Genomic DNA, 15,073 nt, shown 5'->3' with positions numbered 1-15,073 from the left:
GGGCGGAGGTCGTCATGGGTGGGCCCTGGTCTGGTCGGGCGCGGACGGCGCCCGGTGATGGCGCATCGTAGCGGTTCGCCGGGCCGCCTCGCTGAAGCGGGGCTTAGGCGCCGTTGCTGACGCCGCTGGCCACGTGCCCGGCAGGCACGTGCAGCGCGGCGGACTCGATGTGGCCGGTCTGGTCGTCGAAGAAGAAGTCGGGCTCGAACTCGCGCAGGAACTCGCCTTTGGGTAGGCCGCCGAGGAACATGGCTTCGTCGACCTCGATGTTCCAGTCCATCAGCGTACGGATGGCGCGCTCATGGGCCGGGGCGCTGCGCGCGGTGACGAGCGCGGTGCGCACGCGCATCATCGGCGTGCCTTCGCTCTGCAAGCGGTGCAGGGCTTCGAGCAGGGGTTTGAAGGGGCCGCCGGCCAGGGGCAGGGCGGCCTTGGTGGCTTCGTGTTCCTGGAAGGCGGAGAGGCCCTGGGCCTGGAACACGCGCTCGGCCTCGTCGGAGAACAGCACGGCGTCGCCGTCGAAGGCGATGCGCACCTCGTTCGGGTGCTCGCTGCTAGCGTGCACCGACTGGGGGTACACCTGAGCGGCGGGCACGCCGGCTTCGAGCGCCGCGCGCACGTCGGCCAGGTGGGTGGAGAGGAACAGGTTGGCGCGCAGCGGGCGCAGGTAGCGCCAGGGTGGCTGGCCGCGCGTGAAGCTGCCGCGCTGGATCGGCAGGCCGTAGTGCTGGGCGGAGCGGAACACGCGCATGCCCGAGACCGGGTCGTTGCGCGAGAGGATCACCACCTCGACCCGCTGCGCCTGGGTGTCGTTGAAGGCGAGCAGCTTGTGCACCAGCGAGAAGGCCACGCCGGGCGCGGCCGGTTGCTCCAGCCGGTCGAGCTGCAGCTTCATGTAGGCGCGGTCGTCGCCGGTCTCGAACAGGCGGTTTTCTTCCTCGAAGTCGAACAGGGCGCGGGAAGAGATGGCAACGACGAGCTTGCCTTCGAGGGAAACGCCCATGGTTATGAAACGAGTTGGTTGAGCTGGATGATGGGCATGAGCACGGCCAGCACGATCAGCATCACCACCAGGCCCATGCCCACGATCAGCAGGGGCTCCAGGATGGTGGCCATGTGCATGGCGCGGCGCTGCACCTCGTCGCCGAGCTGTTTGGCCGCGCGGTCCAGCATGGAGGGCAGCTGGCCGGTCTGTTCGCCCAGCCGCGCGAACATGGACACCAACGGCGGAAAGCGCTTCTTGCTGCCCAGGGCCGAGGCCAGGGGCGCGCCTTCGCGCACCAGCACCACGGTGTCGAGCGCGTCGGCGCGCATGGCCTGGTTGGACAGCGTTTCGGCGGCGGTTTGCAGGGCGCGCAGGATGGGCACGCCGGCGGCCGCCAGCATGGCCAGCGTGGCCGCGAAGCGGGCCGCGTTGTAGCCGCGCGCCAGGCGGCCCACCAGCGGCAGGCGCAGCCAGGCGGCGTCCATGCGCAGGCGGATCGCCTCGTTGCGGCGCGCGAACACGACACCGCCGACGCCCAGCGCCAGCAAGGCCAGCATGAACCAGCCGTAGGAGCGCACGAAGTCGCTCAGGCCGAGCATGACCACGGTGAGGAAGGGCAGGGCGCGCTTGCTGCCGGCGAACACGTTGGCCACCTGCGGCACCACATAGGAGACCAGGAACACCACGATCACGATCGCCACCAGGGTGACGATGGCGGGGTAGAGCGAGGCCGCGACGATCTTGTTCTTGAGCGCTTCGCGCGCTTCCAGGTCGTCGGCCAGGCGCTCGAGCACGGTGCCGAGCAGGCCGCTCTGTTCGCCCGCGGCGATGACGCCGGTGTAGATGGGCGAGAACTCGCGCGGGTGCTGTGCGAGCGCGCGGGCGAAGGTGGAGCCGCCGTTGACCTCGGAGCGCAGCGAGGCCATGAGGTTGCGCTGTTTCTCGTCCTCGGATTCTTCGGTCAGGGCCGAGAGCGCGCGCTCCAGCGGCAGGCCGGCCGCCACCAGGCCGGCGAGCTGGCGCGTCCAGACCGCGAGGGCGGTGGCGCTGAAGGCGCGACCGCCCCAGAGTGTGATGTTGAAACCCTTGGCGGCCGAAGCGCCGGGCGAGCCGGCGGCGGGTTCGACCAGCAGCGGCACCAGGGCGCGCGCGCGCAGCATGCTGCGCGCTGCGCGCGCGGTGTCGGCGTCGATCAGGCCTTTCTGCGTGGCGCCCTGGGCGTCCAGGGCTTCGAAGGTGTAGGCGGGCACGGCCTCAGTCTCTGGTCACGGACATCACTTCTTCGGGCGAGGTGATGCCCGCTTCGATCAGGCGCTGGCCGTCGGCTCGCATGGAGCGCAGGCCGGCGGCTTCGGCCGCGACATAGACCTTGCTTTCGGCGGCGCGGTTGTGGATCAGCGCGCGGATCTTGTCGTCGGCCACCATCAGCTCGTAGATGCCGGTGCGGCCCTTGTAGCCGGTGTGGTTGCACTGTTCACAGCCCACGGGGTGCCAGTGGCCCTTGTCGTCGGCGCGGCGGCAGTGCGGGCAGAGTTTGCGCACCAGGCGCTGCGCGAGCACGCCCAGCAGCGAGGAGCTCAGCAGGAAGGGCTCCACGCCCATGTCGGTCAGGCGGGTGACGGCGCTGGGCGCGTCGTTGGTGTGCAGCGTGGCGAGCACGAGGTGGCCGGTGAGCGAGGCCTGGATGGCGATCTGCGCGGTCTCGAAGTCGCGGATCTCACCGATCATGATGACGTCGGGGTCCTGCCGCAGGATGGCGCGCAGGGCCTTGGCGAAGGTGAGGTCGATGCGCGAATTGACCTGCGTCTGGCCGACGCCGGGCAGTTCGTACTCGATCGGGTCTTCCACCGTCATGATGTTCTGGGCGTTGGCGTCCAGGCGCTGCAGCGCGGCGTACAGCGTGGTGGTCTTGCCCGAGCCGGTGGGGCCGGTGACGAGGATGATGCCGTGCGGCTGGCCGATGAGCTTTCGGAAGGCATTGAGCACGTCGCCCTGCATGCCCACGGCTTCCAGGCTGAGCTTGCTCTCGCTCTTGTCGAGCAGGCGCAGCACGGCGCGTTCGCCGTGCGCGCTGGGCAGGGTGGAGACGCGCACGTCCACCGCGCGGGTGCCGATGCGCAGCGAGATGCGGCCGTCCTGCGGCAGGCGTTTCTCGGAGATGTCGAGCTCGGCCATGATCTTCAGGCGCGAGATCAGCGCCGCGTGCAGCGCGCGGTTGGGCTGCACCACTTCGCGCAGCGAGCCGTCGACGCGGAAGCGCACGCTGGAGTGCCGCTCGTAAGGCTCGATGTGGATGTCGCTCGCGCCGTCGCGCGCGGCCTGCGTGAGCAGGGCGTTGAGCATGCGGATGATGGGCGCGTCGTCGGCGGTTTCCAGCAAGTCCTCGATCGCGGGCAGCTCCTGCATCATGCGGCTGAGGTCGGCGTCGCTCTGCACCTCGCTCACCACGGCGGCCGCGCTGGATTCGCCTTGCGCGTAGGCCGCGCTGATGCGCTGCTTGAGGGCGTCGCCCTCTTCCCAGAGGATGTCGCCGACGGGATGCACGCGCAGGATTTCGGTCAGCGCCGAGAGGCGCCGCGTCTGCGCGCCGGAGTCGATGGCGGGCGTGCTGCTGCCCAGCAGGGTCAGCGCGTTGCCGTCGTCCTCCAGGAGCCAGTGGTGCTCGCGGGCGAAGGCGTAGGGCAGCGGGTACTTCACGGCCGCCGCCTCACTGCCGGGGCGCCGTGTTCTGCGGCGCCGGGTTCACCGGAGGCGCGGTTTGCGGATCGGCCAGCGAGCGCACTGGTGCCGTGCCGTCCGGTGAGGGCGCGCGCGGCGGCAGTTGCGGCGGCATGACCGGCGCCTCGTTCACGCCCAGCACGCTGCTTTGCCGGGGTTGTGCGTCCTTCTGCACCGAGCGCATGAGTTCGTAGCGGTCCAGCGCCAGGCTGCTGGTTTCGCGCCCGTCGCGCATGACCACGGGGCGCAGGAACACCATCAGGTTGGTCTTCTTGCGTGAGCGGGTTTCGCTGCGGAAGAGGTTGCCGAAGATCGGCACGTCGCCCAGGCCGGGCACTTTTTCCTGGTTGCCGGCGTACTCGTCCTGCAGCAGGCCGCCGAGCACCACGACCGCGCCGTCCTCGACCAGCACGGTCGACTCGATGGTGCGCTTGTTGGTGATCAGGCCGGTGGTGGAGTTGACCGAGGAGGGCACGACGTTGCTGACCTCCTGGTAGATGGTCATCTTGATGGTGCCGTTCTCGCTGATCTGCGGCTTCACGCGCAGCGTGAGGCCAACGTCCTTGCGCTCGATGGTCTGGAAGGGGTTGACTGAGCCATTGTTGCCGCCGCTGCCGGTGTTGGTGAACTGGCCGGTCACGAAGGGCACGTTCTGGCCGATCACGATCTTGGCTTCTTCGTTGTCCAGCGTGAGCAGGTTGGGGGTGGAGAGCACGTTGCCTTCGCCGTTTTCCTGCAGGAAGCGCGCGAGGAAACCGAGCACGTACACGCCGTTGGTGCGGCGCGCCAGGCCGAGGTTCATGCCGGGAGACGGCGTGGCGTTGCCCTGGGCGAGTTCGAGGATGTTGCGGCCACCGGTGCCGAAGTTGGTGCCCAGCAGGCCGATCACGCGGTCGCCGGAACTGCCGAGCGCGCCTTGCCACTGGATGCCGAATTCGGCCGCCTTCTCGGCGTTGACTTCGGCGATCAGGCTTTCCACATAGACCTGCGCGCGGCGCGAGTCGAGCTGGTCGATCACGGCGCGCAGCTGGCGGTATTGCGGCTCGGGCGCGGTGATGATGAGCGAGTTGGTGGCGGGGTCGGCCTGGATCTGGCCACCGGTGGACGGCGAGGCGCTGGCGGCGACGGCGGCGGTGGATGGGTTGTTGTTGGCGCTGGCGGTGCCGGTGGGCGTGAGGGCCGCGCGGTTGAGGGGGGACGTTGCGCTGCTGCCGCCCAGGCCGCCACTGCCGCTCAGCCCGCCCGAGGACTCACCCGCGAGTGCGGCGCGCAGCGTGGTGGCCAGCGAGGCGGCGTCGGCGTTCTTCAGGTAGACGACGTGGATGTTGCCGCTGAGCTTGTCGGACGAGGGCTGGTCCAGGCGGGCCACCAGCGAGCGCACCAGGGCCAGGCGGGCGGGGTTGGCCGCGCGCAGCACAAGGCTGTTGCTGCGCGGCTCGGCCACCAGCGTGGTCTTGTACGACTGGTCGGCTTGCGCACCGCCCGCGGTGCTGGGGTCGATCAGCCGGGTCACGAGGGCGGCCATGTCGGCCGCCACCGCGTGCTGCAGCGGGATGATCTCGACGTCGGTCGCGCCGGCCACGTCGAGCGAGGCGATGATGCGGCCGATGCGCTGCAGGTTGTCCGCGTAGTCGGTGATGACCAGCGAGTTGTTGCCGGGGTTGACGTTGATGGTGTTGTTCGGGCCGATCAGCGGGCGCAGCACCGGCACGAGGTTGTTGGCCGATTCGTGATTGAGCCGGAAGATCTGGGTCACCACGGTGTTGGACGCGGGCAGGGCCGAGACCGAGCCGGCGCTGACCACGTTGCCCTGCAGCTTGGCGTCGGCCTCGGGCACGATCTTGTAGAGGCCGCCGGTGTCCACCAGCGAGAAGCCTTGCAGCCGCAGCACGGCGGCGAACTGGTTGAGTGCGGCGGTGGGGGTGACGGGGCGCTCGGTGACGAGATTGACGGTGCCCTTCACGCGCGGGTCGACGACCACGTTGCGCCCGGTGATGGTGGCCATGGTGCGTGCCACCGCTTCGATCTCGGCGGCCACGAAGTTGAGGGTCACGGGTTCGTTCGCCGCGGCGGGCGCGCGCGCGGTCTGCGAAATGCCGTCGCCCGACAGCAGGCACAGGACCAGTGCCAGCGCCGTGAGCGCACCGCCGTGGGCTGCACGGCCCGGGGCGACACGGAGTGGGTTCGGTTTCATGATCGGATCGTATCTTGAAGTGTGGAGGATGGGCGCACGCAGTTGTCAGCCAATGTTGAGCAGCGAGCGTGGGCCTTGCCGGCGGCCCATGATGTTGAGCAGGTTGCCCAGCGCGGCTTCGGCTTCGGGTGCGGCCTCGGCCACGCCCTCGAAGCGCAGCCGGCCGCCGACCCAGCGGCCGGCACCCTGCAGCTTGAGGGCGCCGCTGATGGTTTCCAGGTTGAGCGTGGTGGTGTTGCCGTCGGCGTCGGCGCGCATGGTCATGCGGTAGCTGCCCAGCGGGCGCAGGGTGGACAGGCGTGAGGCCAGATCGAGCGCCTCGACGGCGGCCTCGCCCTGCATGCTGGTGCGGCCCTGGTCCCAGCGCAGCGTCAGCCCGGCGGTCTGCAGGGCCAGCTGGCCTTCCACGCGCAGGGTGTTCCAGGGAGTGCCCAGGCCGCTGAGCAGTTCGGCGGGCCACAAGCTGGTGGAGCTGGCGAGGCGCAGTTCGCCGCCGCCCAGGCGTGGGATGAGGGTCAGCGCCAGCGGCTCGGGGGTGCAGCAGGGGGCCATGAGCCGCAGCGCCATGGCGGGCGAGCCCGAGACCAGACGCGGCGAGAGCCGCCATTGCAGTCCCTGGGGCAAGGCGGTCTGGCTGCGGCTGCCTTCACCGCCGGTCAGCACCAGATCGGCCTGGCCGTCCCAGACCGTGCCTCGGGCATTGACCAGTTGCAGCTGGCCCTGGGTGGCGGAGGTCACGCTGTTGGCGAGCCAGCGCGCCGGTGCGAACACGATGATGGCGAACAGCAGGCCGAGCAGGCCGCCGATCCAGGCCAGGCGGATGGGCCAGCTGCCGCCGTTCATGGCGCACCACCCAGGCCGGGGCCGGTCAGAACCAGGGTGCCGCTCCAGCCGGGGCTGCCGGGCTCGCGGTGGATCTGGCTCTCGACCGGGAGCAGACGGGCATTGATGCGCACCTGGGCCAGCCACTGGGCCAGGGCCTCCGGCGGCGTGTTGCGCAGGGTCAGGGTGGCGCGCTCGCCGAGAACCGAGAGCTGGGCGCTGCCGCCCAGGCCGTTGGTGGCGGTTTCGATGGCGCGCAACACTTCGTCGCGGCCGGGGGGCTGGGCGGTGTTCTGGCCGCGCAGGCTTTCGGCGGTGGCGGCCATGCGCTGCATCTGCCCGAGCTGGGCGTCCAGGCGGGCGTGGCGCGCGGGCGCCTGGCGCAGTGTGTCCAGGGCCGGCGCGATGGCCACCCACCACAGCAGGCCCAGGCCGATCACCCAGGCCGCGATGGTCACGGCATTGCGTTCGCGGGACGAGAGGCGCGCGAGCGCCACCGAGAGGGCCAGGGTGAGCCGGGCAATGGGGGAGGCGTTGGCGGAGGTGGCCATGGTCAGGGTTCCGGCGGGCGCAGGGCCAGCTCATTGCCGTCGAAACGCACCCGCCAGCCGCTGTTCTGCAGCGACTGTTGCAGGGCGCGCAGTTGGTCTTGCGTGGCGCGCCAGCCCGAGAAACGGCCTTCGCCCGTGGTGTAGGCGACGTTGGAGGGCAGCAGGGCTTCGCCGGCCGAGGCCTGGTCGATCGCGGCGAGCAGGGTTTCCAGGTCGCCTTCGGACAGGGCGCCGGTGGCCTGCTGCAGGCGGGCCACCTCGCGCTGCATCTGCACCGGTGCGTCGAGCACCAGCGTCACTTGCGGGAAGCTCTTCTGCAGGGTCTGCACCACCGCTTTCTGCTTGGCTTCCAGGCCGTTGCGCTCGTGCCAGGCGGTGGCGTTCAAGCCCACCAGTTGCACGCCCACCAGCGCCGCCAGGCCCCAGCGCGCCGGCCGCCAGGCCGGGGCGTTGCGCCATTGCCGGAAGCTGCGCTTGAGCCGCTGGCCGCGCCGGGCGCCGGCCGAGAGGCTGAGGTCGAATTGGGCCAGATTCCAGTCGGACTGGGCGCAGCGCAGCAGCCAGGCGGGCAGGGAAACGAGCTCGAAGCGTTGCTGGAGCAGCTGCTCAGCCTGACCGGCGACGGTCGGGTCGGCCAGCCAGACGTCGTACTCGCCCGGCTCGCCGGGCGCGTCGCTGGCGGGCGGCATGAGCGCGGTGACCACCATGTCGCCGGCGGTGCCGTGGCCCAGCGGGGTCTCGCGCAGCGGCGTGCAGCTCACGCCGAGCAGGCCTGCGCTGCCGAGCCACAGGTTGCCGTTCTCGGCGTAGGCCCAGTGGATGTTGGACGGCACGTCGAGCGCGAAGCTGCGCGAGCTGCCGGGCGTGGCGCCGGGGGTTTCGGAGGGCACCAGCGGCCACAGAGAGGGCGCGATGCGCCCGACCGGGCGGGCGGCGCCTTCGAGAATCTGCAGCCAGCCGCGCAGCCAGACCTTGTGGCAGGCGGCGACCCACACCGTCTGGCCTGAGCGGCCTTCGGGTTCGAGGGCGAAATGCAGGTCGGCCGTGTCCACCAGCAGGCGGTCTTCCAGCAGCCCTTCGAGCGCGGCCCGCAGGCGCGCGGTGGCGACCTTGGGCAGGGCGACCCGGTGCCAGGAGACCGCGCGGGGCGGCAGCACGAGCACCACGTCGTCGTCCCGGGGGAGCAAGGCGGCGGCGCACTGACCGTGGTCGGTGATCTGCTGGCCGTTGCTGGACGTGGCCCAGTCGAAGAGGGCCGTGGGTCCTGCAGGAGGCGCAGCAGAGAAGTCCGAGGGAGTGACGATCAGCACGGTGATGCGGTCATGCGAAGGTGTTACTGGGCGGAGAGCCCCTCATTCTAGAGACCCTGAGTGACTCCCAGGGGTATCTCTTGCACGGGAAAGGCAGGCCGCTTCAACGCCGGGCAAACCGCTCGCGCCAGCTCACGCGCACATCCAGGTTGTTGCGCACGACGAGAGAGCGCTCTTCGATGATGGTGTCGTCGAGCCGCAGGCGCCCGCGCACCTCGAAGTGGTTGCTGCGCACACCGTGGTAAAGATCCGACAGTTGACCCGTCATGGCGGGCACGACGGCACTGGCGTCGGCCAGGCTCTTGAACGGTTCGCGTCCGCGCGCGCTGGTGATTTGCCGGGCCTGGGCCATGTCCAGGCCCGGCACGCTGGCGCAGATGGCCTGCGCGCTGGCGGTGTTGAGGTTGAGCGTGGTGCGGGTGGGCAGCACGGTGACGTGGGGTTCGAGCACGGCCAGGCTGTTGCGGCTGATGCCCAGCCAGGCCAGTTGCGAGAACTTGCGCGGGACCAGGGCGGTGCGCGAGGGCAGGGGATCGCTCAGCGCCAGGCTCATGGTGGTGCGCAGCTCGTTGGCGGCGGTGTTGAGCTCGGAGGTCGGCAGCCCGAGCTGTTCATAGAGCTTGGCGAAGCTGCGCATGTCGGCTTCGGAGAGTTCCACCTTGGCCTGGGCGCCCGCACCGACGGTGCGCACCACGTTCAGGAAGTTCATGCGCGACTGCATGTCGATCACTTCGCCGGAGAGAAAGGCCTCCAGCATGCCGTCGGTGTTGTTGTTCTTGTCGGCGGCGAGAAAGCTGGACAGGCGCGCCTCTTCCAGCGGCATGGCCCAGGGCTCGCCCAGGTGGTCGGCGTTGCCGCTGCTCTGGTTGTCGCGCGCGTCCTCGCGCAGGATCAGGCGCGCCCAGTCGAGCGCACCGGTCAGCACCCAGCCGGCCTGCACCCGCCGCCGCTCGGCCTGTTCGACCTCGGCGGAGCGCCACTGCTGCCACAGCGCGGCCGAGGCCAGGGTCGCCACCAACGTGACGACGAGCATGGCGAGCAGCAGGGCGGCGCCCTTCTGGGTTCGACCCGAAGCGGGAATGGCCGCAGCGCCGGGCCGCCCCAAGCAAGGCCAGCCCCCTCGGGGGGCAGCGACCCGCGCAGCGGTGGAGCGTGGGGGCCTCATCAGCGTCCCGCTTCCAGGGTGGGGCGGACCCAGTCGCGCACCAGGCTGCCGCTGAGGCCTTCGCCGGTGCCGAGCACGAGTTCCAGGCGCACGCCGTTGGGCAGGCTGCCGGTGCGCGAGCCCTCCGGGCCGCCCACGGGCTCTTCGTTGCCGGTGGAGGACTGTGGGTTGCCCCAGGTTTCGCCCCGGTGGTAGAAGAGCTGCCAGTTGTCGATGCCGAGCAGGGCGATGGCGCTGTCGGCGCCCGCATTGCCGGCCTGGGAGGACAGGGCACCTCGCCCCCATTCACCGGCCCGCTGCCAGGCGCGCGCCAGTTCGTCGCGCCGCAGCACGGGGCCGGATTGCCAGCGCACCCATTGGCCGCTGGCGTTGATGCTCGACGAGATCTGCGGCAGGCCGGCCAGGGCCACGCCGGTCAGGCGCGTCCAGGCCACGACCCGGATGCCCCGGCTGTCCAGGCCGGTCTCGCCGCTGTCGCGCCGCGTCATGCGCAGCACCTGGCCGTTGAAGTCGAGCGCGTTGACTTCGCCGGTGTCGATCAGGGCGTCCAGGTCGGCGGCCCACTGGCCCATCGCCGCCTGCATGCGCAGCAGGTCGTCGGCGCGTTGCTGGGTGATTTTCTGGGTGCGCGTCATGCCGTCCAGCGAGCGCCAGCTCAGCAGCGCCAGCATGGACATCACGACGATGGCCACCAGGAGCTCGACGAGGGTGAAGCCACGCGCGGGTTTCATGGTTTCAGTACCGGCCCATGACGGTGGAAAGGCTCAGCAGGCGCACGTTCACGCCGTCGACAGCCGCTTCGACCACGGTGTCCACGCGCCGGAAATTGGGGTTGGGCGTGGGCAGCACCGAGACGCGCACGCGCATCTCGCGCCCGGCCTGTGCGCACGCGGTGTCGGTGTCGCCGGTGCCGGGCAGCTGGCGTTGCAGGCGCAGGCGGGTGAGCTCGTTCTCGGCGCAGAGCTGGGCCAGCCATTGGTCGCTCTGTCGGCCGGAGGCCCGGGTGAGGGCGCCGGTGGCCTGCAAACCGGCGGCGAGGGTGATGGCGACCACCGCGAGGGCGACCAGGACCTCGATCAGCGTGAAGCCGCGCGGGCGGGTCATGGGGTGGCGGCCAGCACGGTGAAGGGGGCGAGGCCGTCGGTGCCCAGCGTGATGCGCCGGTCCCCCTGGACCAGCACCACGCGTTGCGCCGCGATCAGCGGTTCAGGGCCCAGCACCAGGGTTTGCGCGCCCGGCGGTTGCAGCACCTGGGCCTGGGTGTCCTGGTTGAGCCAGGGGCGGGGCCCGGTGAGCGAGCCGGTGCCGGCCTGGGTCGGCAGGCCGATGAACTCGAAACCCTGGGGCAGGCTGCGCCAGACCACCGGCAGGCCGCTGGTGCGCGATTGGGCGCGGGCGGACTCCAGCATGGCGGTCAGCCGCAGGCCCTCGCGCTCCAGGCGGGTGGCGCCGTCGTCGCGCAAGGCCACGGTCACACCGGCCGTGGCGAAGGCCACGATCACCAGCACCACCATGAGCTCGAGCAGGGTGAAGCCGTGTGCCTTGCTGGGCATGATCAAGAAAGCAGTCGGTTCACTGCCAGCTGCCGATGTCGGCGTCCTTGCCCTCGCCGCCGGCCTGGCCGTCGGCGCCGAGCGACAGCACGTCCACCTCGCCCCTCAGGCCCGGGTTGATGTACTGGTACGGGCGACCCCAGGGGTCGCCGGGCAGCTTGTCGAGGTAGGGGCGCCAGTTCGGCGGCACGGGGCCGGCGGTCGGCTTGGCCACCAGCGCGTTCAGGCCCTGCTCGTTCGTCGGGTAGCGCTGGTTGTCCAGGCGGTAGAGCTTGAGCGCCTGCATCAGGTTGTTGACGTCGGTCTTGGCGGCGGTCACGCGCGCGTCGTCGGCGCGGTCCAGCACGTTGGGCACGATCAGGGCCGCGAGCACGCCGATGATGACCAGCACCACCATGAGCTCGATGAGGGTGAAGCCGCGCTGCAGGGTGCGGGTGAGGCGGGCCGCGATGGTCGGCGTGCGCAGGGTGGGGGTGGTCAGGTGTGGCAAATCAATCTCCCGCGAACAAAGGCCTGTGGAAAGGGCCCGGGGGCCAGGCCGGAAACCGGTGGTCGTCGATCATAATGCGCCCATATGAACAAGGCACCCGCGTTCGGCCATTCCGGCTTTCTGATGGAGAGCCCTGCCGCCCTGCAGACCGCGGGACGTCGAGGGCCGACCGTCGCCGCGGGCCTGCTTTGGCTGGCGGCGGGCCTGAGCGCCGGTTACTGGGTGTTGCTGGCCTGGGGCCGCTCGCCGGTGACCCCGGTGTCGGCCATGGCGCCGGCGCAGGTGGTGGCCGACACAGCTGCCGTGGCCCGCTCGCTGGGGGCACTGCCCGCTGCAACGTCCACGGGTGCGGTGGCCAGCGCAGCGCCGCCCCGCTACAGCTTGCTGGGGGTGGTCTCGGTCGGCACCCGGGACGGTGCGGCGCTGATCGGGGTGGATGGTCAGCCGCCGAGGCCTTACCGCCTCGGGTCGTCGCTGGACGGTGGTCTGGTGCTGCAATCCGTCACGCGCCGTGCCGTGCATCTGGGCCCTTCGCTGGAAGCGCCCGCCTCGGTGGAGCTCACGCTCCCCGAGCCTCCCAACGCACCCTGATTCCCGGGCTCAGCGCTCGAGCAAACCCTGGGCCGCGAGCAGCAGAGGCCAGGCCAGCAGGGCACCGGTGCCCTGGCCCATGCGCATGCCCATGTCCAGCAGCGGCTGCGCCTGCAGATGGATCAGCATCAGGCGGTGTCCGCTCTCTGCCGACCGGTGGCCGAACACCAGGTAGTCAGCCACGGCGGGCACCAGGCCTCGCGCCACCAGGGCGGCTGCGCCGGCCACGTAGCCGTCCACCAGCACCACCCGGCGCTCGGCGGCGGCCTGCAGCATGGCGCCGGCCATCATGGCGATTTCAAAACCGCCCAGTGCGGCCAGGGCATCCAGCGGGCCCAGGGCCTTGCGGTGCCGGCTGGCGGCGGCGGCGAGTTTTTCGATGCGCTGAGGGTGCTGATCTTCGTGAAGACCCGCACCCTGGAAGTCGTCGCGCCCGCAGGCATCGGACAAGGGCACGCCGCACAGGCGCGAGAGCAGCATGGACGCGCTGACGTTGTTGGCCACGCCCACGTCGCCCAGCGCGATCACGTTGCCGGGGAGGTGGCGCACCACGTCCATGCCGGCATGCAAGGCCGAGACGGCCTGCGCCTGCGACATGGCCGGGCCGATCATCAGGTTGCGGGTGCCGTAGCCGATCTTGCGCAGCAGCAGCGGCGCCTTGCGCCGGGCATCGTCGGGCAGGTTGATGTGGGTGGCCACGCCCGCATCGACCACCGTGACATCGAAGCCGTGCATCTGGGCCAGGGCGTTGACCGGCGCGGCGCCGAGCAGCAGTTGGAGCACGTGCTCGCAGGTCATGGACTGGGCCAGCTCCGACATGCCTTCGTCGGCAATGCCGTGGTCGGCGGCGAACACCACCAGCTGCGGCGAGTCGAAGACCAGCAGGTCAAACGGCAGGGGGCTGCCGTGCTGGATGCGGGCCAGCTGCAGCACCAGGGATTCCAGACGGCCCAGGGCGTGATCGGGCATGCCCTCGGGCGCCAGGCGCAGCATGACCGAGTGGTCCAGCAGCGTGTCCGTCGTGGCCGCGATGTGCGGGAGCTTCAGGTTGGCGGGCAACTCGGGAGCCCGTCGGGTGATCGGTTCAAAGACGGGGTCGAGGGCCATGGTGCGTGTCAGCTTTTGAGGAACAGACGGTACACCGGATTGTTGGTTTCTTCCACGTACGGATAACCCAGGGTGTCGAGAAACTTGTCGAAGGCCTTGTGATCCTTCGCCGGTACCTGAAGGCCGACCAGGATGCGGCCGTAGTCGGCGCCCTGGTTGCGGTAGTGGAACAGGCTGATGTTCCATCCGGGGCGCATCAGGCTCAGGAATTTGAGCAGCGCGCCCGGCCGTTCCGGGAACACGAAGCGCAGCAGGCGCTCGTCGTGGGCCAGGGGCGAATGCCCGCCCACCATGTGCCGGATGTGTTCCTTGGCCAGTTCGTCGTGCGTGAGGTCCAGCGTCTCGAAGCCGTGCCGGATCAGGTTGGCGGCGATCTTGCCGGACTCGCCCTTGCCGTGGGTGGTCAGCCCCACGAACACGTGGGCCGCATTGCCGTCGTGGATGCGGTAGTTGAACTCGGTCACGTTGCGCGGACCGCCGGGCAGCTTTTCGATGGCTTCGCAGAAGCGGCGGAAGCTGCCGCGCTCTTCGGGGATGGTCACGGCGAACAGCGCCTCGCGCTCCTCGCCCACCTCTGCGCGCTCGGCCACGAAGCGCAGCCGGTCGAAGTTCATGTTGGCGCCGCAAAGGATGGCAGCATAGGTCTCGCCGCGCGTCTTGTGCTGCGCCACGTACTGCTTGATGGCCGCCACCGCCAGCGCGCCCGAGGGCTCGACGATGCTGCGGGTGTCCACGAAGACGTCCTTGATCGCGGCGCACACCGCATCTGTGTCCACCGTGATGTAGCCGTCGACCAGGTCGCGCGCGATGCGGAAGGTTTCCTCGCCGACCTGCTTGACCGCCGTGCCGTCCGCGAACAGGCCGACATCGGCCAGTGTGACGCGCTCACCGCCCTGGACCGAGCGCAGCATGGCGTCCGAGTCGGTCGTTTGCACGCCGATCACCTTGATTTCGGGGCGCACGGCCTTGATGTAGTTCGCCACGCCCGAGATGAGGCCGCCGCCGCCGATGGCGACGAACACGGCATCGAGGTGGTCGGAGCCCAGGCTCTGGAGCTGGCGCAGGATCTCCATGGCGATCGTGCCCTGGCCGGCGATGACGTCCGGGTCATCGAAAGGGTGCACGAAAGTGAGTCCCTGCTTCTTTTGCAGGGTGAGGGAATGGGCGTAGGCGTCGGAATAGCTGTCGCCGTGCAGAACGACTTCACCGCCAAAGCCGCGCACGGCATCGATCTTGACCTGGGGCGTGGTGGTCGGCATCACGATCACCGCCCGTGTGCCGAGTTTGCGGGCGCCCAGCGCCACGCCCTGGGCGTGGTTGCCCGCCGAAGCGCAGATGACGCCCTTCTTCAGCTGTTCTGGCGTCAGGTGCGCCATCTTGTTGTAGGCCCCGCGCAGCTTGAAGCTGAACACGGGCTGCTGGTCTTCCCGCTTGAGCAGGACCGTGTTGTGCAGCCGGCGGCTCAGGTTGTTGGCGGGCTCCAGCGCGGATTCGACGGCGACGTCGTAGACCCGGGCGTTCAGGATTCTCGTCAGGTAATCCGCCGGCCCCATGGAGGAGGTCGGCGAGGTGGGGGTGGTGTTGGGG

15 protein-coding genes are annotated in these 15,073 nt (G+C 70.1%); 1 reads left to right on the top strand and 14 read right to left on the bottom strand.

Annotation, left to right across the window (positions count from 1 at the left end):
- Nucleotides 1-103: 103 nt before the first annotated feature.
- The 12 genes from AC07ZS_RS28300 to gspG all read right to left on the bottom strand — a co-directional run bounded on the left by AC07ZS_RS28300 (nt 104) and on the right by gspG (nt 11,779).
- Nucleotides 104-1,003, bottom strand: coding sequence for a 5'-nucleotidase (locus AC07ZS_RS28300; protein ID WP_494801767.1), 900 nt, complete (start codon nt 1,001-1,003; stop codon nt 104-106).
- Nucleotides 1,004-1,005: 2 nt separating this feature from the next.
- Complete coding sequence (gene gspF, locus AC07ZS_RS28295; RefSeq protein ID WP_494801766.1) at nt 1,006-2,235, bottom strand: type II secretion system inner membrane protein GspF; 1,230 nt, start codon at nt 2,233-2,235, stop codon at nt 1,006-1,008.
- Nucleotides 2,236-2,239: 4 nt separating this feature from the next.
- Nucleotides 2,240-3,682 (bottom strand): type II secretion system ATPase GspE, encoded by a 1,443-nt coding sequence (gspE, locus tag AC07ZS_RS28290; protein WP_494801765.1) that lies wholly within the window; start codon nt 3,680-3,682, stop codon nt 2,240-2,242.
- A 10-nt stretch (nt 3,683-3,692) separates the two neighbouring features.
- Nucleotides 3,693-5,897, bottom strand: a complete 2,205-nt coding sequence (gene gspD, locus AC07ZS_RS28285; RefSeq protein ID WP_494801764.1) for a type II secretion system secretin GspD — start codon at nt 5,895-5,897, stop codon at nt 3,693-3,695.
- A gap of 45 nt (nt 5,898-5,942) precedes the next feature.
- Nucleotides 5,943-6,740, bottom strand: coding sequence for a type II secretion system protein N (gene gspN / locus AC07ZS_RS28280; RefSeq protein ID WP_494801763.1), 798 nt, complete (start codon nt 6,738-6,740; stop codon nt 5,943-5,945).
- Nucleotides 6,737-7,270, bottom strand: a complete 534-nt coding sequence (locus AC07ZS_RS28275; RefSeq protein ID WP_494801762.1) for a type II secretion system protein M — start codon at nt 7,268-7,270, stop codon at nt 6,737-6,739. Before AC07ZS_RS28275 ends, gspN begins: the two co-directional genes overlap by 4 nt.
- Before the next feature lie 2 nt (nt 7,271-7,272).
- Entirely contained in the window at nt 7,273-8,580 is a 1,308-nt protein-coding gene (gspL, locus tag AC07ZS_RS28270) for a type II secretion system protein GspL (RefSeq protein ID WP_494801761.1), read from the bottom strand.
- A gap of 103 nt (nt 8,581-8,683) precedes the next feature.
- Nucleotides 8,684-9,613, bottom strand: coding sequence for a type II secretion system minor pseudopilin GspK (gspK, locus tag AC07ZS_RS28265; protein WP_494801760.1), 930 nt, complete (start codon nt 9,611-9,613; stop codon nt 8,684-8,686).
- 131 nt (nt 9,614-9,744) lie between these two features.
- Nucleotides 9,745-10,476 carry a PulJ/GspJ family protein gene (locus tag AC07ZS_RS28260; protein WP_494801759.1) on the bottom strand — a complete coding sequence of 244 codons (732 nt, stop codon included), beginning with the start codon at nt 10,474-10,476 and terminating at the stop codon, nt 9,745-9,747.
- Nucleotides 10,477-10,480: 4 nt separating this feature from the next.
- Nucleotides 10,481-10,849: a type II secretion system minor pseudopilin GspI gene (gene gspI, locus AC07ZS_RS28255; RefSeq protein ID WP_494801758.1), complete on the bottom strand. Its 369-nt coding sequence runs from the start codon at nt 10,847-10,849 to the stop codon at nt 10,481-10,483.
- The gene (locus AC07ZS_RS28250; protein ID WP_494801757.1) at nt 10,846-11,298 is read right to left on the bottom strand and encodes a prepilin-type N-terminal cleavage/methylation domain-containing protein; all 453 of its coding nucleotides are present in this window, start codon (nt 11,296-11,298) and stop codon (nt 10,846-10,848) included. Before AC07ZS_RS28250 ends, gspI begins: the two co-directional genes overlap by 4 nt.
- 19 nt (nt 11,299-11,317) lie before the next feature.
- Nucleotides 11,318-11,779 (bottom strand): type II secretion system major pseudopilin GspG, encoded by a 462-nt coding sequence (gene gspG / locus AC07ZS_RS28245; RefSeq protein ID WP_494801769.1) that lies wholly within the window; start codon nt 11,777-11,779, stop codon nt 11,318-11,320.
- A gap of 93 nt (nt 11,780-11,872) precedes the next feature.
- On the opposite strand from gspG, the gene AC07ZS_RS28240 reads away from it, so the two are divergent.
- Nucleotides 11,873-12,379: a type II secretion system protein N gene (locus AC07ZS_RS28240; RefSeq protein ID WP_494801756.1), complete on the top strand. Its 507-nt coding sequence runs from the start codon at nt 11,873-11,875 to the stop codon at nt 12,377-12,379.
- A 9-nt stretch (nt 12,380-12,388) separates the two neighbouring features.
- Here AC07ZS_RS28240 and AC07ZS_RS28235 read toward each other — a convergent pair whose 3' ends face one another.
- Nucleotides 12,389-13,486 (bottom strand): nicotinate-nucleotide--dimethylbenzimidazole phosphoribosyltransferase, encoded by a 1,098-nt coding sequence (locus AC07ZS_RS28235; RefSeq protein WP_494801755.1) that lies wholly within the window; start codon nt 13,484-13,486, stop codon nt 12,389-12,391.
- Nucleotides 13,487-13,494: 8 nt separating this feature from the next.
- On the bottom strand, nt 13,495-15,039 hold the full coding sequence (ilvA, locus tag AC07ZS_RS28230; RefSeq protein WP_494801768.1) for a threonine ammonia-lyase, biosynthetic: 1,545 nt from the start codon (nt 15,037-15,039) through the stop codon (nt 13,495-13,497).
- Between the last annotated feature and the right edge of the window lie 34 nt (nt 15,040-15,073).

It is taken from the genome of Hydrogenophaga sp. GW456-12-10-14-TSB4 (genome assembly GCF_059424305.1).
This window is presented reverse-complemented; position numbering and strand designations above follow the sequence as displayed.

Coding starts and splice junctions, on each gene's coding strand:
- AC07ZS_RS28300 (WP_494801767.1), bottom strand. CDS start 1,003: ATGGGCGTTTCCCTCGAAGGCAAGCTCGTCGTTGCCATCTCTTCCCGC.
- gspD (WP_494801764.1), bottom strand. CDS start 5,897: ATGAAACCGAACCCACTCCGTGTCGCCCCGGGCCGTGCAGCCCACGGC.
- gspN (WP_494801763.1), bottom strand. CDS start 6,740: ATGAACGGCGGCAGCTGGCCCATCCGCCTGGCCTGGATCGGCGGCCTG.
- AC07ZS_RS28275 (WP_494801762.1), bottom strand. CDS start 7,270: ATGGCCACCTCCGCCAACGCCTCCCCCATTGCCCGGCTCACCCTGGCC.
- gspK (WP_494801760.1), bottom strand. CDS start 9,613: ATGCTCGTCGTCACGTTGGTGGCGACCCTGGCCTCGGCCGCGCTGTGG.
- AC07ZS_RS28260 (WP_494801759.1), bottom strand. CDS start 10,476: ATGAAACCCGCGCGTGGCTTCACCCTCGTCGAGCTCCTGGTGGCCATC.
- gspI (WP_494801758.1), bottom strand. CDS start 10,849: ATGACCCGCCCGCGCGGCTTCACGCTGATCGAGGTCCTGGTCGCCCTC.
- AC07ZS_RS28250 (WP_494801757.1), bottom strand. CDS start 11,298: ATGCCCAGCAAGGCACACGGCTTCACCCTGCTCGAGCTCATGGTGGTG.
- AC07ZS_RS28240 (WP_494801756.1), top strand. CDS start 11,873: ATGAACAAGGCACCCGCGTTCGGCCATTCCGGCTTTCTGATGGAGAGC.
- AC07ZS_RS28235 (WP_494801755.1), bottom strand. CDS start 13,486: ATGGCCCTCGACCCCGTCTTTGAACCGATCACCCGACGGGCTCCCGAG.
- ilvA (WP_494801768.1), bottom strand. CDS start 15,039: ATGGGGCCGGCGGATTACCTGACGAGAATCCTGAACGCCCGGGTCTAC.